The organism is Halomonas sp. DP8Y7-1 (assembly GCF_019801685.1).
GTDB classification, from domain to species: Bacteria; Pseudomonadota; Gammaproteobacteria; order Pseudomonadales; family Halomonadaceae; genus Halomonas; species Halomonas litopenaei_A.
This window is the reverse complement of record NZ_JAHVIN010000003.1, coordinates 191,855-210,943: the sequence shown is the minus strand read 5'-3', so window position 1 is coordinate 210,943 and position 19,089 is coordinate 191,855. Positions and strand designations below refer to the sequence as shown.

At 63.1% G+C, this 19,089-nt stretch carries 19 protein-coding genes; 16 read left to right on the top strand and 3 right to left on the bottom strand.

Annotation, left to right across the window (positions count from 1 at the left end; translation table 11 throughout):
• Positions 1–13: 13 nt before the first annotated feature.
• Genes KUV41_RS02760 through edd form a run of 3 tightly spaced genes read right to left on the bottom strand, consistent with a single transcriptional unit; the run spans position 14 to position 3,847 of the window.
• Positions 14–985: a D-hexose-6-phosphate mutarotase gene (locus KUV41_RS02760; RefSeq protein WP_222484071.1), complete on the bottom strand. Its 972-nt coding sequence runs from the start codon at positions 983–985 to the stop codon at positions 14–16.
• On the bottom strand, positions 982–1,950 hold the full coding sequence (glk, locus tag KUV41_RS02755; protein WP_222484069.1) for a glucokinase: 969 nt from the start codon (positions 1,948–1,950) through the stop codon (positions 982–984). The genes KUV41_RS02760 and glk overlap by 4 nt, the downstream gene beginning before the upstream one ends.
• A gap of 7 nt (positions 1,951–1,957) precedes the next feature.
• Entirely contained in the window at positions 1,958–3,847 is a 1,890-nt protein-coding gene (edd, locus tag KUV41_RS02750; protein ID WP_222484067.1) for a phosphogluconate dehydratase, read from the bottom strand.
• Positions 3,848–4,060: 213 nt separating this feature from the next.
• Here edd and KUV41_RS02745 point away from each other — a divergent pair, with 213 nt between their 5' ends.
• The 16 genes from KUV41_RS02745 (at position 4,061) to KUV41_RS02670 (ending at position 19,063) form a co-directional block, all read left to right on the top strand.
• Positions 4,061–5,239 carry a GNAT family N-acetyltransferase gene (locus KUV41_RS02745; RefSeq protein WP_222484065.1) on the top strand — a complete coding sequence of 393 codons (1,179 nt, stop codon included), beginning with the start codon at positions 4,061–4,063 and terminating at the stop codon, positions 5,237–5,239.
• Positions 5,240–5,511: 272 nt separating this feature from the next.
• Positions 5,512–6,885: a sigma-54 interaction domain-containing protein gene (locus KUV41_RS02740; protein ID WP_224908422.1), complete on the top strand. Its 1,374-nt coding sequence runs from the start codon at positions 5,512–5,514 to the stop codon at positions 6,883–6,885.
• 938 nt (positions 6,886–7,823) lie between these two features.
• Positions 7,824–8,174, top strand: coding sequence for a hypothetical protein (locus tag KUV41_RS02735; RefSeq protein ID WP_222484063.1), 351 nt, complete (start codon positions 7,824–7,826; stop codon positions 8,172–8,174).
• A gap of 5 nt (positions 8,175–8,179) precedes the next feature.
• Complete coding sequence (locus KUV41_RS02730) at positions 8,180–8,749, top strand: hypothetical protein (RefSeq protein ID WP_222484061.1); 570 nt, start codon at positions 8,180–8,182, stop codon at positions 8,747–8,749.
• A gap of 2 nt (positions 8,750–8,751) precedes the next feature.
• The gene (locus tag KUV41_RS02725) at positions 8,752–9,432 is read left to right on the top strand and encodes a hypothetical protein (RefSeq protein ID WP_222484059.1); all 681 of its coding nucleotides are present in this window, start codon (positions 8,752–8,754) and stop codon (positions 9,430–9,432) included.
• A 75-nt stretch (positions 9,433–9,507) separates the two neighbouring features.
• Positions 9,508–10,656 (top strand): hypothetical protein, encoded by a 1,149-nt coding sequence (locus KUV41_RS02720; RefSeq protein WP_222484057.1) that lies wholly within the window; start codon positions 9,508–9,510, stop codon positions 10,654–10,656.
• 84 nt (positions 10,657–10,740) lie between these two features.
• The gene (locus tag KUV41_RS02715) at positions 10,741–11,445 is read left to right on the top strand and encodes a C39 family peptidase (protein ID WP_206941223.1); all 705 of its coding nucleotides are present in this window, start codon (positions 10,741–10,743) and stop codon (positions 11,443–11,445) included.
• Between the two features lie 67 nt (positions 11,446–11,512).
• Complete coding sequence (locus KUV41_RS02710) at positions 11,513–12,301, top strand: hypothetical protein (protein WP_222484056.1); 789 nt, start codon at positions 11,513–11,515, stop codon at positions 12,299–12,301.
• Between the two features lie 234 nt (positions 12,302–12,535).
• Positions 12,536–13,612, top strand: a complete 1,077-nt coding sequence (locus KUV41_RS02705; protein ID WP_315900534.1) for a transporter — start codon at positions 12,536–12,538, stop codon at positions 13,610–13,612.
• Positions 13,613–13,886: 274 nt separating this feature from the next.
• Positions 13,887–14,225, top strand: a complete 339-nt coding sequence (ftsB, locus tag KUV41_RS02700; protein WP_206941219.1) for a cell division protein FtsB — start codon at positions 13,887–13,889, stop codon at positions 14,223–14,225.
• Positions 14,222–14,950 carry a 2-C-methyl-D-erythritol 4-phosphate cytidylyltransferase gene (ispD, locus tag KUV41_RS02695; RefSeq protein ID WP_222484054.1) on the top strand — a complete coding sequence of 243 codons (729 nt, stop codon included), beginning with the start codon at positions 14,222–14,224 and terminating at the stop codon, positions 14,948–14,950. Before ftsB ends, ispD begins: the two co-directional genes overlap by 4 nt.
• Before the next feature lie 26 nt (positions 14,951–14,976).
• Positions 14,977–15,510 (top strand): 2-C-methyl-D-erythritol 2,4-cyclodiphosphate synthase, encoded by a 534-nt coding sequence (ispF, locus tag KUV41_RS02690; RefSeq protein ID WP_315900543.1) that lies wholly within the window; start codon positions 14,977–14,979, stop codon positions 15,508–15,510.
• Complete coding sequence (gene truD / locus KUV41_RS02685) at positions 15,507–16,715, top strand: tRNA pseudouridine(13) synthase TruD (RefSeq protein WP_222484050.1); 1,209 nt, start codon at positions 15,507–15,509, stop codon at positions 16,713–16,715. The genes ispF and truD overlap by 4 nt, the downstream gene beginning before the upstream one ends.
• Positions 16,712–17,458, top strand: a complete 747-nt coding sequence (gene surE / locus KUV41_RS02680) for a 5'/3'-nucleotidase SurE (protein ID WP_206941209.1) — start codon at positions 16,712–16,714, stop codon at positions 17,456–17,458. The genes truD and surE overlap by 4 nt, the downstream gene beginning before the upstream one ends.
• Positions 17,445–18,110: a protein-L-isoaspartate(D-aspartate) O-methyltransferase gene (locus KUV41_RS02675; RefSeq protein WP_206941207.1), complete on the top strand. Its 666-nt coding sequence runs from the start codon at positions 17,445–17,447 to the stop codon at positions 18,108–18,110. Before surE ends, KUV41_RS02675 begins: the two co-directional genes overlap by 14 nt.
• Positions 18,111–18,145: 35 nt before the next feature.
• Positions 18,146–19,063, top strand: coding sequence for a DUF368 domain-containing protein (locus tag KUV41_RS02670; RefSeq protein ID WP_222484543.1), 918 nt, complete (start codon positions 18,146–18,148; stop codon positions 19,061–19,063).
• Positions 19,064–19,089: the final 26 nt, after the last annotated feature.

Sequence of the window (19,089 nt, the reverse complement as noted above, 5' to 3'; positions counted from 1 at the left end):
GGCTCCTCGGCGATCAGTCGTTGGCCAATGATAGGGTGGTGCCGAGCATGTGCTGGGCTCCAGGTACCAGCCACACCGGGTCAAGGCGGGTGTTGGCGGATTCCACACACAGGAAGCGACGTGCGGCGTCGAGGGGAGTGTCCGGGTTGGGGGACTCGCCCGGGTTCCACACCACCACGGAGTCGCTGTTCTGACGAGCGATGCGCAGGCGCCGGTGGCCGTCATCCAGCACCACCTCGGCGTTGGAGTGGTAGATCCGGTCAATGCCCTCGCGTACGCCTAGCTCGCCGATCTGCTCGCTCTCGGCAAAGCCCTTGAGCTTGTCCAGGTAGCGGGCGCCAGCCAGTCCTTCGACGCGGCAGGCAAAGACCTGATCCACGGCGAGATAGCTATGCAGCGCGGCAGTCATCTTGACCGGGGTTTCCCCCAGGTGCTCGGTGATCAGCTCGACATGCAGGCGCTGGGCGTTGGCCTGGACCACGGCGCGGGGGTGAAGCTGGCTGTGCAGTCGCTGAGGCAGCGACAGATGCACCTCGACGCCGTCCTCGTGTTCATCCACCGCATCCAGCTGCCAGTCAGCCTTGCGCGCCGGACCGTGCATCGGCCCAGAACGATCGGCAGACTCGTCCGCCGTGTTCTCGTCGGCAAACCATGGCCAGCACAGCGGAATCCCGCCGCGAATGGCACCCGGCACCTGCTGGGGCGTCGGCGTTACCCACAGCCAACCCCCGGGCACCAGCGCGTCATCCGCGCCGCTATCGACACCGCCGTCAGCGGCTGACGCGGGGTCGGACGCGGAAGAAGAAGCGCCTGCGGCTCGCGCGGGGTCGGACGCGGGTAGATAGTGCAGTACCTGGGCCCCCTGGAGCGAGATCGCCAGCTGCCCCCAGGACTCGTTGGCCACCCAGACCTCACGACCGGCCCAGTGGATACGGCCCTGGCCTTGCACGTCATTGATCAAACTCTGCAGCGTTGCCGGAATCATTCGACCTCCTCGTTGTGGAGCGCCTCGGCGGCGCCCAGCAAGCCCGTCCAGGGGGCCTTGACCACCTGGATGGAGATGGCTTCGTTGTAGGGGCGCATACGGCCCTTGCTGCTGAAAGCGCTGAGAAAACCACTGTGGGGTAGCCAGTCCACCAGTCTCGGCACGATACCTCCGCACAGATAGACGCCCCCTCTGGCTCCCAGGGTCAGGGCGGCATCGCCTGACACATCACCGAGGATCTTGAGAAAGCGCAGGATGGTATCACGCCCCAGAGGGTCACCGCTGTTGGCCGCGCTGGTCACCTCCGCCGGAGATGACGCCAGTGCCGGCTGGCCGTCCATGTCGGCCAGCACGCGGTACAGGTCCAGCAGACCCTGGCCGCACAGGATGCGCTCCACGCTGACCCGCCCGTAGCGGCGGTGAAAGTGGCGATAGATGTCCAGCTCAAGCTCATCCGTGGGGGCAAAGCTTGCGTGTCCGCCCTCATTGGGCAAGGGCACCCAGGCACGCCGCGCCGGGAACACGCCCGCCATGCCAAGGCCAGTGCCCGGGCCGATCACCAGGCGTGCGGCATGCTCGACCTCGTCACCCGTCTGAATGCTGACCAGCTCATCGGCAGCGACGTGGGGGACGCCCAGGGCCTGTGCCATGAAGTCGTTGATGACCTTGAAGTTATCGAGCCCCAGCTCGCGTCGTACATCACTCTTGAGAAAATCCCAGTGATTGTTCGACATGCTGACCCGTTCGGCGTGTACCGGACAGGCGAAGGCCAGACAGGCTTCCTTCGGCGCATCCTGGCCGCTGGCACCTGCCTGGCTCAGGTAGTCCTGAACGGCCTCGACCACTCCCGGATAGTCGGTGCAGGGAAGCGTCATGATGTGGTGGGGGGCAGGGTGGTCCGGCGACACCAGCGCAAAGCGCGCGTTGGTGCCGCCGATATCCCCGATCAGCGCTTGACGTGTCATGGCGTGGTCAGGCGTCCTCGTCGTGAATCTGTTGCTGCTGGCGTACCAGGTCGTCGGCCTCGAAGCCGCCAAATACGCCAGCACCTTCTTCTGCGCCCATGGCCAGATGACGGAAACCGCCGAACAGTTCACGTCCCAGGCCCACATGATAGTGGTCCAGTTCGGCCACGCGCTTCGGACGATCCTGCCACTCGGCATTATCGAGCTGCACGGACAGTTCGCCCTTGTCAGCGTCAAGGCGGACGATATCGCCATCGCGCAGTTTCGCCAGGGGGCCACCGTCCAGTGCTTCCGGTGTCATGTGAATCGCTGCCGGCACTTTACCTGACGCACCCGACATACGGCCATCGGTGACCAGTGCCACTTTGTAGCCGCGGTCCTGGAGCACGCCGAGGTAGGGGGTCAGCTTGTGCAGCTCGGGCATGCCGTTGGCCTTTGGCCCCTGGAAGCGCACCACCACGATCACGTCCCGGTCCAGCTCCCCCGCATCGAAGGCCGCCTTCAGGTCATTCTGCTCCTCGAAGACCTTGACCGGGGCTTCCACGATGCGGTGCTGGGGCTCCACTGCCGAGACCTTGATGACGCCGCGGCCCAGGTTGCCCTGCAGCACATTCAGACCTCCCGTCGGGGCAAAGGCATTGGCCACCGGACGCAGCACATCCGTGTCGAGGCTTTTCAATGGGCCTTCACGCCATACCAGCTTGCCGTCTTCCAGGAAGGGTTCCTGGGTGTAGGCGCTGAGGTCGTCGCCGAACACGGTGGGAATGTCGCCGTGGATCAGGCCCGCGCCAAGCAGCTCGCGAATCAACAGACTCATGCCGCCTGCGGCCTGGAAGTGGTTGATGTCGGCCTGGCCGTTGGGGTAGACCCGCGTCAGGCTGGGTACTGCCGAGGACAGCTCCGAGAAGTCGTCCCAGGTGATCGTGATGCCAGCGGCAGCCGCCATGGCGACCAGGTGCATGGTGTGGTTGGTGGAGCCACCGGAAGCCAGTAGCCCGACCATCGCATTGACGATGGCGCGTTCATCGATCTGCCGATAGAAGGGGCGGTAGTTGCCGCCGGGCTCGGTGTTACGGATGGTCTGTTCGGTGGCAAACCGCGTCAGCGCCTCGCGCATCTGGGTGCCGGGGTTGACGAAGGAAGCCCCGGGCAGGTGCAGCCCCATGAATTCCATCATCAGCTGGTTGGAGTTGGCGGTGCCATAGAACGTGCAGGTGCCCGGACTGTGATAGCTCTCGGACTCGGCCTCCAGCAGTTCGTCGCGACCCACCTTGCCCTCGGCGTACAGCTGGCGGACTCGCGCCTTTTCCTTGTTGGGCAGGCCACTAGGCATGGGGCCGGCGGGAACGAAGGTGGTGGGCAGATGGCCGAAGCGCGCAGCGCCGATAAACAGGCCCGGCACGATCTTGTCACACACCCCGAGGTAGAGTGCGGCATCGAACATGTTGTGAGACAGGCCGACGGCGGCCGCCATGGCAATCACGTCACGGGAGAACAGTGACAGCTCCATGCCTGGCTGGCCTTGCGTGACCCCGTCGCACATGGCGGGCACGCCGCCGGCGAATTGTGCGGTGGACCCCATCTGGCGAGCGCTCTCCCGAATAGTCTCGGGAAAGGTCTCGAACGGCTGGTGGGCGGACAGCATGTCGTTGTAGGACGAAATGATGCCCAGATTGGCGCTGTTCATCAGTTTCAGCTGATTCTTGTCCTCGCTACCGCAGGCCGCGAAGCCATGAGCAAGGTTGCCGCAGGACAGTTCCGCACGATGAACTCCGCGACGATGCTGGGCCTCCATGCGCTCCACGTAGAGCGCACGTCTCTCACGAGAGCGTTCGCGGATGCGTTCGGTAACGCGGGCAACAGTGGGATCGAGCGAAGAAGCTTGCTGGCTAGCCATGGTCAACCTCAGACGTGTTGATGCGGGTCAGGTATGTAACTTTACCAAACATTTGACCGCATTCCTCCCTTTTCGCCGAATGCTTTGGTCGAATATGTAGTTATTTTACGGGAGTGGAGGGTGGGTTTCTCACCTTTACCGGTGAGCAGCGGCGTCCTGCCGTAAAGTCTGGCACTCTGTGGCGCAATCGCAAAGCGCTAGGAGGCAGTTGTGATGCCAATACCCCCTCTGGCCAACAGCAACGATCAGGAACCGGCGCTGGAGCTGCGCCGACTGACGGCCATGGTGGAGATACCGGCCCACCGCTGGAACGCCGTCGTCGGGCCGGACTATCCCTTTGCGCGCCATGAATTTCTGCATGCGCTGGAGGCGACTGCGGCGGTGGGAGAGGGAACGGGATGGCAGCCCGCGCACCTGACCCTGTGGCGGGGAGATCGTCTCGTCGGGGCGTTGCCCTGGTATTACAAGGAGCATTCCTGGGGCGAGTATGTGTTCGACTGGGCCTGGGCCGATGCCTGGGAGCGAGCAGGGGGGCGCTACTATCCGAAAGGGGTCAGTGCCATACCTTTCACCCCAGCTCCTGGGCCGAGGCTAGCCCTGGCCGAAGGCGAAGACCCTGGTGCCGCCATAAGGCTGTTGGCCAGCCAATGGGAGGCCGACGATAGCCTATCAAGCTGGCATCTGCTGTTCGCCGAAGACGATGAAATCGCTCATTGGCAACAGGCCTGCCCTGAGCTCATCCCGAGGAAGGGACAGCAGTTTCAATGGCGCGACCGGGGATTTGGCGACTTCGATGGCTATCTTGCTGCCATGACCTCAAGGCGCCGCAAGGAAGTGCGGCGAGAACGGCGTCGGGTCGCCGAACAGGGCATACGCATGCGCCGGCTTCAGGGTCGCGACATCGATGAGGCCGCGATGCACCATTTCTATCGCTGCTACCGCATCACCTATCTGGAGCGAGGCAGCGCCGGTTATCTCAGTGAATCCTTCTTCCAGCAGCTGCGGCGCACTATGCCGGACAGCTTGGTGTTGATTCAGGCGCTGGTTGACGAACGCCCAGTCGCGGCAGCACTGTGCCTGCAAGGTGGCAACACCTTGTATGGCCGCTACTGGGGCAGTGAGGTCATGGCAGACTGCCTGCACTTTGAGACCTGCTACTACCAGGGGATCGAACATTGCCTGGAGCAAGGTCTGACGTGTTTCGATCCCGGTACCCAGGGCGAGCACAAGGTGGCTCGCGGCTTCGCCCCCAGGCGTTTGACCTCCCTGCATCACATCGCCGACCCGCGCCTTGCTGACGCGGTGCAGCGCTTTTGTCGAGAAGAGGCCCTGCACGTGGAAGGCTACGTCAAGGCTGCCGAGCGTGGATTACCGTTTCGAGGCAGCGAGTGATACGGTGCTATGATTCAACCGACAAGAATGTAAGACAACGACGACATACCGACGAAGCGAACCCAGGCAACCCAGTGGCCATCTTGGCCGTCACTTACCGGACGGCAGTACCGGCACCGGCGTGATGTCGCAAGGTAACGAGCGTGATGTCCATGGGGCTGGTGCCGGCGCAGCGTGTCAAGGTTGTGCCGATTGGGCCATGGATCGCGCGATTGCCGTGATCATGGCCTGCTGGGCGAGGCGTCGGGTTCAGGGGACACACGATGGATGTGATGCCGCGGTGCAGTTGGTGGATCGGCAATCCAGAGGGGGACGCCGGTCATCTGCTGAAAGGCTTGCAGAGCAGTGGATGGCAGATGCATCCCCTGATCACCCCCTTGTCCGATTGCCGGTTACAGGTAGATGATCCTTGCCAGGTAGGAGTGATGGTGCTGGGGGATCTGTCCAGCCATGATCTCAGGCACCTGGAGCCGCTGATTCTCAAGAGCGAAAGGCCCTGGATTGCGGTGGGCTCGGAAGAACAGATAGGCGATGCCGACAAGCGCCGTATCATGGCCCATCTAAGCCATTCGCTGGTGTCACCCCAGGTCGATATCTTGCGTCTGTCGATTCTTCTGGAGCATGCGTCAGAGCTGGCGCGCCTGCAGCAGCGCGATCGAGAAGAGCAGAGCATGTCGACCAGCGCAGAAGATTCCGAATACGAGTTTGTCGGCACGACCCCGGTCATGTGGAATCTGTTCAAGACCATCCGCAAGGTCGCGGTGGTCGATGCGCCTGTCTTTATCAGCGGGGAATCCGGCACCGGCAAGGAGCTGACCGCCCAGGCCATCCACGAGCGCTCGGCCAGGTCACGAGAAGCGTTCCATGCGATCAACTGTGGAGCCCTGCCCGAGCATTTGATTCAGTCTGAGCTGTTCGGTCACGAAAAGGGCGCCTTCACGGGGGCCACCCAGCGCAAGATTGGACGCATCGAGGCCGCTGACGGGGGCACCCTGTTTCTCGATGAGATTGGCGACTTGCCCTTGGAGCTGCAGGTCAACTTGTTGAGATTTCTGGAGATGCGTTGCATCCAGCGTGTCGGGGGACTCGACGATATCCCCGTCGATGTGCGCATCGTAGCGGCGACCCATGTCAATCTGGACCTGGCGGTCAAGGAGGGGCGCTTTCGCGAGGACCTCTACCACCGTCTTAACGTGCTCCAGGTCAAGGTGCCTGCGCTGCGGGAGCACTCCGAAGATATCGAGATCCTGGCGCGGTTCTTCTTCGAACGCTTTTCCAGCGAAAAGGCCTCCTGTCTGAAAGGCTTTTCCCGCGAGGCGCTGTCGGTGATGCAGCGCTACCACTGGCCGGGCAATGTGCGTGAGCTGATCAACCGGGTGCGGCGGGCCATGGTGATGTGCGAAAACCGGCTGATTCAGCCGGAAGATCTCGGGATCGAGCGTCGCGGCCTGAACAGGCACCAGATGACCCTGGAAGAGGTGCGTGAAGAAGCCGAGCGGGATGCCCTGCTCTCGGCGCTGGGGCGCAACAAGTACCGGGTCAATGCCGCGGCCAAGGAGCTGGGAGTCTCTCGAGTGACGATCTATCGCCTGCTCGACAAGCACGGTATCTCCCGAACCCCGCCCCAGGAGGCCGCCTTCTCTTAGGGAGGCGGTGCCCCTTTTCTCGCCTGAAGCTGTCGATTCCTTAAGGCCTGCTCAGCCCATGTCGGTGGACAGTGAGGCCACACAGGCGCTGTCTAGCCGTTTTCCCATGCCCCGCGCCGACATGACTGTCTCGGCGTTCAAGGGTGACACTGGCTCAGGGCCGATACCCTGCAAGGCCCCGCGATGGCGGGGCCTTTGCGTGTCTGGCAAGTCACTTTCTCCTGAGGTTGACCTGCTGATACTGACACCCCGGATGGAGGTCGCGGAGTGAAGGCCGTCCAATGGCAGCCATGTCGTGAAAACCAGGTAGCGAAAGCCAGGTAGTGAAAACCTGCTAGTGAAAGCCATGCAGTGAGCTGACGTGAGCCTGAAGGGGCTCGAAACAGAAACTGTATCGTGAGTGAAACAGCATAATTGCATCTCGCCTCATGTCCTTCGATTCTTTTTTCATGTAATAAAAACAGTCACCTGTCGATGGCTTTTGGTTCTCGGAAGGCATTGGCCAGCATATCGCCTGCCCATGAGTACACCCTTGCTGACGCGGGGGCGACGTTGGCGTAACGCATGCCAACAGTCTGTTCACCGGTGCGTCGATTTTTTTTCCTGTGCGCTGAAACCTACGATTTGTGCGGGTTCGCGTGCACTTCCTTCCTTTTCAGCTCCTGGCGTTTGGCCTCGGCGAGCTAGGTCGCGCCCAAGGCTGTACCAGTCCTGTTACTTATCCTTTAAATCCATTTAAAAACAATGGATTAAATCTCATTTTGTGCAGGTTCTTCAGGTGGTGTCTCGGCTCGTTGTATCAGCCAGTTAACAGTTTCCGACAGCATAGAAAATAAAAGTTATTAGATATCAATGGCTTAAAAGTTGGCACGCCGTTTGCTCTGTACTTGGCGAGGAGCAAAGGGGCGCAGGGATCAACATCCGCAGGAGATGCCGACATGAACCAGATGATCGCGAAAGGCCGAATTCAGTTTCGCTGCGTAGCCAGCGCGATCATTGCGACCGCTGCGCTAGCCGCGGCAGGTCAGGCCCAGTCCGACAACTCGCTGATGGATGCGACCCAGGTATTCGCCACTCCGATAGAACAGCACATCGTCAATGACGGAGCGCTGGACCAGATTCGCGGACGCTTTGTTCCCGACACAGCAATAGACGCTGACGGCGTCATTCTTTGGGACGAGCGTCCAGGGCGCGGCGCAGGGGGCGGTGGCGGCGATAGCAGCCATCGTGTCGCCAACGGCCTGAACAACCGGCAGAGCGCCACCGTCACTACGCAACGGGACTGGTGATCACCATGGGACACCTGAAAGTCAACGAAGGGCAGGGGATGGAAGCAGGGCAAGGGGGCGGCGTGGCCGTGGCCTGCCAGTGGCGTGTGATGCTGGCAGCTGCAGCAGTGGCGGCTCTGACCGGTGTGGGGACCGGTCAGAGTCAGGCTGCCGAGCTACGCCCTGGGGTCCAGCCGGGTGAAATCATCGTGCTGCGAGAAGTCGAGACAGCACCCTTCGGATACGTCAATCGCGAGAGCGGCCCTATCCGAGCGCGGGCTGACCTGATGCGCAGCAGCAATATGGCGCGCAGCGCGACCGGTAGCGTCCACAGCCGTATGGGAGGCGTCACCGCCATCGTTCTCGACGATACCCGGGCCGCGAGCATCAGTGCCGGCGTCGGGCAGGGCATGAACCAGATGCACCGCGCCCTCGGCACCGGCACCCATCTTGGCAGTGGCGGCGTCGGCTCGAGCAATCGAGTGGCGACAACCGTGGGCGGCGGATCCACCGGTGGCAGCGTGATCGGAGCCACCTCAGGTATCGCCAACACCGTGACCGGGGCGCTGGCGCCCCTGACCGGCGGGAGGCGCTGAGCATGCTGACTCAACAATTAAAGCCTGCGATGGACGCCTCAGCCGAGATGTCAGCGTTGTCCTCCATACCGCTGCGGCTGACACGGGTGGTGATGTTCGCCACGGCCCTGGGCCTGGTGATGGTCAGCCCGGATTCGGCCAGGGGACAAGACCTGGGGGTGCTGAGAAACAGCAGCGTCATCAGTGGACAGGCGCTCAGCGGTGTCAGCGGTGTGACGTCGGCCAATCTGGCCGCCGGTAGTCAGAACCTTCAATCCAGCAGCGGCTCATTGGCAATCGGTGACGCTGCCACGATCAACAATCGTCTGGTGCAGCAGGTGCGCATCGACGAGCGACTCGCCGACATGGAGGTAGGGACGGCCATCAGAGAAGGCGCCTTTGGGCAATCTTCCGGATGGATGTCCGTCAACCAGACGGCGGGAGTAGGCAACCTTCAGAGCAACAGCTTCGGCATGGCTCTGGGGAGCACGGTCAGCGGCCTGAGCGACGACAGTCTGCAACAGGTGCTGGCACCAAGGCAGGGGCTGAACGGGGGGAACGGCAGTGACTCCAACGGCGTGATCCGCAATCTCGACATTGACGAGAGCAGTTTTGCGGGGGCCAGAGGGGTGATTCAAGTCAACCAGTCAGCCGGCACGGGGAACGCCACTCGCAATAGCTTCAGCTTTCGCTTTGACAGATAGCGTCAAGAAACGAAGCAAAGGGTGACGTCAATAACAGCAGTGAATAGGCAGTACGGTTCATTCAGGAGAACGACCATGAAAACTTTCCAAAAAGCTCCGCTCGCTCTGGCCATCTCTGCACTTCTGGCCGCGCCCGCGGCAATGGCGGATAACACCTTTGACACCGATTCCTACATGGATTCCGACGTCAACAACCGCTACGACGTTCATATCAAGAACGACTCCCACACCTACAAGCGCCTGGGCGCCCTGGGCGGGTCGGTCTTCTATGATCCCAACTACTCTGGCGCGACCGTGGACAGCAAGCAGTTCAGCGACGGCAACAATGCGGTCCAGAGCCTGACCAAGAACAATGCCACTCTGGGCAGCGGCGCCCTCCAGGGCGCTTCGGGCAACGTCGGCGTCAACGTGGCGGCCGGTGACAACAACCAGCAGGCCAACGACGCGGCGCTGTCGTCTTCTGACGCCGCCACCGTGTTCGGCCAGTCTGCGTCGTTCTCCTTCCAGTCCGCCTCCAACAACATCACCGGCATCAGCGGCAGCCCGAACAATGCCCGCATGGGTACCAACGCGCTGCGTAATGCCAGCGGTAATGTGGGTGTCAACGTGGCTGCCGGTATCGGCAACGCCCAGCACAACAGTCTGGCCGCGTCGGTCAACACCGCCAGCGGCAGCGCCGATGCCACCACTGGCGGCGTCCAGGCCAGCTACGGCAACACCTCTGTGACTGGCGGCCAGATCGTCACCCTGACCAACACCTCTGCCTACGTCGAGGCGACCGCACTGCGCGGTGGCTATGTGGGTGGCGGTCGCGGCTCCTACGAAGGCGACTGGGCTCAGACCAACGACGTCTATCCGGAAATCTGGCAGGGCGGTGACAGCCATCCCGGCGGCGAAAACCTGTGGGGCCACATGGACTTCGACGACCAGGGCCCGGCGGGCAACGATGGTCGCTTCGAGGGTGAGGAAGGCGGCACCCTGAGCTTCCGCGAGCGCGGCCGGATCAGCCTGGGTGGCGTCTCCGCTGGGGTGAGCGTCGATACTCGCCAGCGCCTGGTCTACCAGGAAAACAACGCCTCACTCGGCACCAACGCCCTGGCCGGAGCCACCGGCAACATCGGCGTCAACATCGCCGCAGGCGGCGGCAACATGCAGCGCAACTCGCTGTCCATTGCCTCCAGCATGGGTGGTACCACCACTGGCGGCGGCAGCGGCGAAATGTAAGCCGACACCACTTGCATGACACTCCCCGGCCCTTGCGGGCCGGGGTTCTTTCACCACGACGTTCAGTACGAAGGGAGACCGACCATGACGCTGCCACGCTGGTCGCTGGCCACGGCAATCGCCCTTGGCCTGGCACTGCCCGCCCTCGACGGGCACGCCGCCACCATCCGCCTGGGCGGCATTGTGCCGGGGACGGTGATCAACAAGGACGTCCAGTCCATCCGTGAACGTCGCTACGAGAACCTGGTGGAGCAGCGCACCGACTTTTCCTGCGGTGCCGCGTCACTGGCCACGCTTCTCAAGTACGCCTACCAGATGTCCGATACCACCGAACACGATGTCCTGGCGGGCATGCTCGAGGTGGCCGATCTGGAGCTGGTGCAGCAGCAGGGCTTCTCCCTGCTGGATCTCAAGAACTATGTCGAGACGCTGGGTCTCAGGGGCCGCGGCTATGAAGTCGATGGCGACACCCTGGACCAGGTATCGATACCGGTGATCGTCCTTTTGGACCTCAACGGATACAGACACTTCGTGGTCATGAAGAAGGCCAGCGGGGATCGCGTCTACATCGGCGATCCGGCGTTGGGCAACCGGGTAATGACCCGTGACGACTTCCTGGCCGCCTGGAACAACATCATTTTCGCGGTGGTGGGAGACGGTTTCGACCGCTATACCGCCTTGCTGGATCCGCGCCAGCCGTTGACGGCGCATCGTATGAAGGACGTGTTTTCTCCCGTATCACGCGAACAGATGATCGACTTCGGTTTCCGTCACGCCGAGCTGTTCTGACAACAACGATCACAAAGCGGCAAGGCTCTGCGGCGTGGTGAGGCGCCGTCGATCAGGGGGCACGAACATGATGGGACAGGACAAGGGAACAGGGGCAGGCAGGGGCGCCATGCTGTTGGCGCTGGCGTTGTCCCTGTCGATACCGGCGGCCCAGGCCGCCACCACCGATTTCACCACCTTTGAAGGCTTCGCCAGTGCACGCCAGCTTTCGGATAACGAGCTTGGCGTGCAGCGAGGCCGTTTTGCCGACAAGGGGCGGCTGATGTTCTTTGGCGTGCAGATGGTCAGCGAGTGGCGCACCGCCGCCGGTGACCAGCTGGCCGCGGGCGCTCGCATGCTGGGGGATCTTAGCCGGCAGCAGCCCCGCGTCAGCTTTGAACCCACGATCACCGTCGTGGAAAGCCGAGCGGGTCTGGCGCGACTTGGCAATGGCGCCCGGGTGGTCGACCAGGGGACCGCCAATGCCTCCGGGGTCGTGCAGTCGATCCAGGCCGGCGGTGACTTCAACGTGGCCGCCAACGACCTGGTGATCGATGTGCTGGATGCCTCCAGCTTCAGTACCAGCAGCGCGAGTGGGGGAGGTACCCGAACCCGCCAGGTCGCTGGCAGCACCATCGCAGTGTCCGCGGTGGGCAACGACATGAGCGTGTCCATCGACATGCCGGGCATGGGCACCATTCGCCAGGCCATTGTGCCGGGCAATGGGCTTAGTCAGGCAATTCAGCTGTCCAGTAGTCTGCAGCAGGTGCGCAACCTCACCCGGCTGCAGCTGTATATGGGCAATCAGTCCGGCGTGGGGGATCGTGCGGTGCCCGGCATGCTGAGTGGAATCAAGGCGGCTGCCGCCTTGCGTTGACAATAAATGCCCGAATCGCGGTATTTCAGACTCTTTTAACGTACGCATTAACTACGCTTGAGCAGGGGTGACAGGGAACTCCTGCCGGGAGAGGAGCACGGGAGGCACGCTGGTACTGGCATGCAGGTAGGCCAGGCCTCCCCCTGACGGGCGCGCCAGACGACCGGTTGCAGGTAGCCCCTCGAGAAAGAGTGAAGAACGACAAGCGACCATTTCGGGGACAAGGAGAACGACGTGAATATCGTCATCAACAGGACGCTCTGCCCGCCCCTGGCGGGCCTTTTGCTTGCCGGTGCCGCGACACCGGTTTTCGCCCAGCAGACCGTGGGTGCCGAGCAGCAGCAGGCGCTGGAGTCTCAGGAAGCCTCGCGCAGCGTGCAGGATATCTTCCGTGAGGAACACGCGCTGTTCTCGGACCGACTGACCATCGAGCCGGGCATCACCTATACCTACTCCGATCGCGACAGCCTGGCCCTGCGCGGCTTTCTGGCCCTCGATGCGATCTTCCTCGGCGAGCTCAATCTGGATAATGTCGAGACCCATATCACCACGCTGGATATCAACACCCGCTATGGTTTGACCGACAGGCTGGAGGCCAGCATCAACGTGCCCTTCGTCTATCGGACAACCACCATCCAGTCCATCGGTGGTGAGTTTTCCACCGAACAGAATGTTGAGGCCGATGTGGACGAGGCCGGATTGGGTGACATTTCGGCGAGTCTGTCCTATCGCCTGCTGCCCGAGACCACGGAGCGTCCCGACGTGGTGGTGAGTCTCGGGGTGCGTGCACCGACCGGCAAGGACCCCTATGGAATCGAGATCAGGCAGGTGGATGCCGCGGATAACCTCTCGGTGCCCAAGGAGTTGCCTACCGGTAACGGGGTCTGGGGCGTGACGGCTGGGGTCTCGGTATTGAAGACCCTGGATCCCGCCATTGTCTTTGCCAACCTGGGGTACACCTACAATATCGAGGAAGAGTTCGACGACATATCGGCGGGGCAGGGAGACCAGAAGGCCGATGTGGACCTGGGAGACAGCATCAGCGCGGGCTTTGGTACGGCGTTCGCCTTGAATGAGCGCTTGAGCCTAGCGCTGTCGTATTCACATGAGTACATCCGCAAGACCGAGATCACCCCGGAAGGCGGTCGCAAGACCGATGTCATCGGCAGTGATGCCAACATCGGTGTGTTCAATATTGGTGGTACCTACGCCATGTCCGACTCCACCTCGGTGGTCACCAACCTGGGCATCGGCATGACCGATGACGCCTCGGACATCAGCTTGACCTTCCGCATGCCGTTCCAGCTGTAACGGTAGTCGGATGCAACAGTAGTCGGACCTGTGACCCAGCGGCCGCCATGATATGGCGGCCGCTGTCGTATCGGCACCCTGGCATATCGGCACCCTGGCATATCGACTCCCTGTCATATCCGTCTGCTGCGGTAGCGAGCGGTTGTGGCCGCGGTGTGTTGTGGCGACATCGAACCTAGGATAGCCGCCGCACGCTCCGGATGGCCCTGCGGCTCGCCCCGGATGGGCGGGCGATGGCATACTAGGCGCCGAATCGAATGTCGACGGTACCCTCATGCTCAAGACCTTGGCGATAGTGCTGCTGGCACTGCTCGCCCTGCTTCAGTATCGACTGTGGCTGGGCCAGGGTGGTGTCATGGAAATGAATGAAGTCAGCGGGCGTGTGGAAGCACTGGAAGCCCAGAATCAGCCGCTGCGTGACCGTAACTCGCGGCTGAGCGCCGAGGTGGTGGACCTCAAGACCGGTCTGGATGCCATCGAGGAGCGTGCGCGCAGCGATGTCGGGATGGTGCGCACCGACGAGCAGTTCTTCTGGGTGCCCGGGGTCGAGACGGACGTCGCGCCGTCTCCCCAGCCTGAGCCAGGCAGCGGGCAGGGAGCGAGTAGCCAATGAGTGCTGCCGCTCCACGACTGTGGTTGATCGTGCCAGCCGCCGGCGTCGGGCGCCGAGTCGGGGGCGATATGCCCAAACAATACCGGGAGGTGGCCGGGCGTCCGGTCATGGCGCATACGCTCGAACGCCTGTATCAGGCCTTTCCCGATGCCCACCTGTGTCTTTGCCTGTCGCCGGAGGATGCCTGGTTCGACCCAGCGCTGGTGCCGTTTCCACACTGGCAGCGTGTCCCAGGTGGTGCCGAGCGGGTGCACAGCGTGGTCAATGCGCTGACAGCGATCCAGACCCAGTGCCAGCCGGATGACCTGGTCATGGTGCATGACGTGGCCCGCCCCTGTGTCAGTAACGAGGACCTTCAGCTTCTGTATCAGGCGGCACTGGAGGCTATGGAGGGTGCCCTGCTGGCTTCGCCGGTGGCGGATACCATCAAGCGTGACAACGGTCAGGGACACATCGCCTGCACCGAAGACCGTCGCGGCCTGTGGCAGGCCCAGACGCCGCAGGCCTTTCGTTTTGCGCTGTTGCAGCGCGCGCTGGGGCAGGCGCTGTCCGCCGATGGCATCGGCGTTGCGCGCATCACTGATGAGGCCTCGGCGGTGGAAGCGCTGGGCCTCTCGCCCCGGCTGGTGTCAGGACGCCGCGACAACATCAAGATCACCCATCCCGAGGACCTGCGTCTGGCAGAGCTGTTGCTCTCCAGCGCGGGCGCGCCGCGGGAAACGTAAGAGACTCATCGACTATGCTACTGCCTTTGCGGATAGGCCACGGATTTGACGTACATCGCTTTGGCGACGGCGACCATCTGATGATCGGCGGCGTGCGCCTGCCGTTTGCTCACGGCTTCGTCGCTCACTCCGATGGGGACGTGCTGCTCCATGCCGTCAGTGATGCGCTGCTCGGAGCCTGTGCGCTGGGAGATATTGGCCACCTGTTTCCCGATACCGATCCGGCCTGGAAGGGTGCCGACAGTCGCGACCTGCTCCGGCGCGTGATGCAGGAAGTGACCGCAGCGGGATATCAGGTGGCCAACCTGGATGCCACCTTGATGGCTCAGGCGCCCAAGATGGCGCCTCATCTCCTGGCCATGCGGGGGCACTTGGCGGAAGACCTGAAAGTCGATCTCGCCGCCGTCAACGTCAAGGCCACCACGACAGAGCGCCTTGGCTTTACCGGCCGGGGCGAGGGCATCGCCGCCGAGGCGGTGGTGCTGCTGTCCGCGATCGAGGCGGTCGGTATCGACCAGCAGGGAGAGCGGGAGCGGGCTCAGGGACAGGAGCGTCCATGACCGACGCCATTGTCTGGCCGCCAGAGTGGCCTCGTTATCTGGATGATCGCCTGGGTGCACCCCAGCCGGGTGAGTACCGGCAGGCGCCGGACGACTTCCTGGTCGAGGAGGACCTGGGCTTTGCGCCGGAAGGGCAGGGAGAACATCTCTGGCTGTGGATCGCCAAGCGTGATGCCACCACCTCCCGGGTCGCCTCGTCCCTGGCCCATCTATGCGGCGTCACTCGTCGTGACGTGGGGTATGCCGGCATGAAGGACCGGGTGGCGGTGACGCGCCAGTGGTTCTCGGTGCACCTGCCCGGCAAGGAGGCTCCCGCCGACCTGGAAGCGCGCCTGGCCGCCGAGGGCTACCAGGTGGAAGCGCGCACCCGTCACCCGCGCAAGCTCAAGCGTGGCGTGCATCGCGGCAACCGTTTTCGACTGAAGGTGACGGGGCCGGTGGTGCACGATACACAGCTGGCGGCGCGCTTTGACGCGGTCATCAAGGATGGCGTGCCTAACTACTTTGGCCCGCAGCGCTTTGGTCCAGAGGGACGTAACCTCAGCCGCGCCGTGGCGGTGCTGGCGCGAGGCTGGCGCAAGCGTGATGATCGCGATGGCATGCTGCTGTCCGCCGCGCGCAGCTACCTGTTCAACGCCCAACTCGCCGAACGACTGCGCCGGGGAGAGTGGCGTCAGGTTCTCTCGGGTGACGTGATGATGCTGGAAGGCAGCCGCAGTCTGTTCGAGGTCGGCGCCAGCGAGGCGCTCGCAGCCACGTCAGCAGATAGCGTGCCAGCAGGCAGCCACGCCGCGAGCGCCGACTCAGGTAGTGGCGAGGGGCCGTCGGATGATGACCTGTCCCTGCGGCTCGCCCAGGGTGATATTCATCCTACTGCAGTGCTGTGGGGCCGCGGCGGAAGCCGCGCTCGGGCCGATGCCGGCGCGTGGGAGAAGGACGTGCTTGGCGCCGCCCCCGCACTGTGTCAGGGCCTGGAGAAGGCGGGCGTGCAGGCATCGCGCAGGGCCTTGCGGGTGATGCTTGGTGAGGCCAGCCTGGATCGGGAAGGGGAGGCCGTGTGGTTGAGCTTTCGGCTACCCGCCGGTGCCTTTGCCACCGCCGTGTTGCGCGAGTTGATGACCCATCCGAGCCTGCAGTTTCGCACTGCGTCAGAGGCCACCACAGGTGGGCGGAACATCGCTGACGAACAAGGAGATACCCCATGAGGCGACTGCTGCTATCGAACGATGACGGCGTCCACGCGCCGGGCCTGAAGGCGCTGCATGACGCGCTGGTGCCCTACGCCAGGCTCAGGGTCGTGGCCCCTGACCGTGATCGCAGTGGAGCCAGCAACTCGCTGACGCTGTCGCGGCCGCTGTCGCTGACCCCGACCCATGATGGGTTCTACAGCGTCGACGGGACCCCCGCCGATTGCGTCTATCTTGGCGCCAATGGGGTGTGGGACGAGACGCCGGATCTGGTCATTTCCGGCATCAATCATGGCGGAAACCTTGGCGATGACGTGCTCTACTCGGGCACGGTGGCCGCCGCCATGGAAGGCAGAAACCTCGGCATGACGGCGATCGCCATGTCGCTGGTCGGCGAGCACCACTTTGCCACTGCGGGAAGGGTCGCGGCGAGTCTGGTGGGAGGGCTCGAGCAGCTGTCTTTGCCGCCGCGCAGCTTGCTGAATGTCAATGTTCCTGATCTCCCGTGGGAGGAGATCAAGGGTTTCCGGGTAACCCGCATGGGCTATCGTGGACCCGCCGAGCGTCCCATCGAGGCGCGAGACCCCCGCGGCCGCGTGCGCTACTGGATTGCTCCTGTCGGGGACAACGCAGACGATGCCGATGACACCGACTTTGCTGCCGTGGCGCAGGGCTACGTGTCCATTACCCCGCTGCAGACCGACCTGACGCGCCACGCCGCGCGCAACGATGTGCAGGATTGGCTTGATGCGCTCACCTGACCTCAAAGGCGTCGGCATGACCTCCCAGCGAACGCGGGACCGGATGGTCCAGCGGCTTCGCGATCAAGGGGTGTGTGCATCCCAGGTGCTGGAAGTGATGGCCAGCGAGCCGCGTCATCTTTTCCTTGATGAAGCGCTGTCGCACCGCGCCTACGAGGACACGGCGCTACCCATCGGTCACGGTCAGACTCTGTCCCAACCATGGATTGTCGGGCGCATGAGCGAGCTGGTGCTGCAGGAGTCTCCCCGGCGGGTGCTCGAGGTAGGTACCGGATCGGGATACCAGACCTTGATCCTGGCGCGCCTGGTCGAGGAACTCTGGTCGGTGGAGAGGATCAATGCTCTGCATCGCGTGGCGGCATCCCGGCTGCGCCTGCTGAAAGCCCACAACGCCAGGCTGCGGTTGGCCGACGGTGGTCATGGCTGGCCGGAAGCGGCCCCTTTTGATGTCATCCTGTTGACCGCCTGTGCCAGCGAATTGCCGGAGCCCTTGCTGTCACAGCTGGTCGATCAGGGGGTACTGATCGCTCCGTTGGAGGGGCAGGACGGACAGCAGTGGCTGACGCGGGTGCGCCGCCATGGAGAACGCTATGAATACGAACGGTTGGAGCCGGTGCGCTTCGTGCCCTTATTGGAAGGAGTGATTCGTTGAAACATTCGCTTGGCCTGTTCCTGCGAGGGGCGGGAATGGGGGCGGCAGATGCCGTACCGGGAGTCTCGGGGGGCACGATTGCCTTCGTCACCGGTATCTATGAAGAACTGATCCACACCATCAAGCGTTTCGGCCCGAGCGCTTTCGGTGCGCTGCGTAGCGGTGGCCTCAAGGGGTTGATGGTTCACCTCAACCTGAGCTTCCTGCTTCCGCTGATGGCGGGCATCCTGGCCAGCCTGATCACGGTGGCCCACCTGGTGGTATGGCTGCTGGACGCGCACCCGCTGTTGCTTAATGGCTTCTTCTTTGGTTTGGTTGCGGCCTCCGCGCTGGTGGTGGGCAAGCACCCTGCCGACTGGCGCTGGTGGCACATCTTGCCGCTGGCGCTCGGGCTGGTGTTGGCCCAGGCTCTGCCGTCGCTGATGCCGCTGGTCAATGCCTTGGGCACGCCGTCGCTGGTGCTGATCGTGGGCGGTGCCATCGCCATCAGCGCCATGCTGTTACCCGGGGTTTCCGGCAGCTTCCTGCTGCTGAGCATGGGCCTCTACGATGTCGTGATGCAGGGGATACGCGGATTCGACATTCCGCTGCTGGGGCTGTTCGCCTTGGGCTGTCTGATTGGCCTGTTCACCTTTTCCCGGGTCCTGTCCTGGCTGCTGCAACGTCATCACACGGCCACGCTGCAACTGCTGGTAGGATTTATCGTGGGTTCACTGCCGATTCTGTGGCCGTGGCGTGAGCTGACCCGCTATCAGCTGGGATCCGATGGCCAGGTCATACCGCTGGACTACCGCTATCTGGCGCCCTGGGATTATTCTGCGGTTACCGGAGACTCCGCGCAGTTGGTGGGGGTGACCGCGCTGGCGATCTTCGGCATGCTGCTGGTGATCATCGTCGCCAGGGTCGGAGACACCTCAGCCACTCGCAAAGACACTATCGCTGGCCGCCACTAGCGGACTGCCGACAAGGAGACATCACA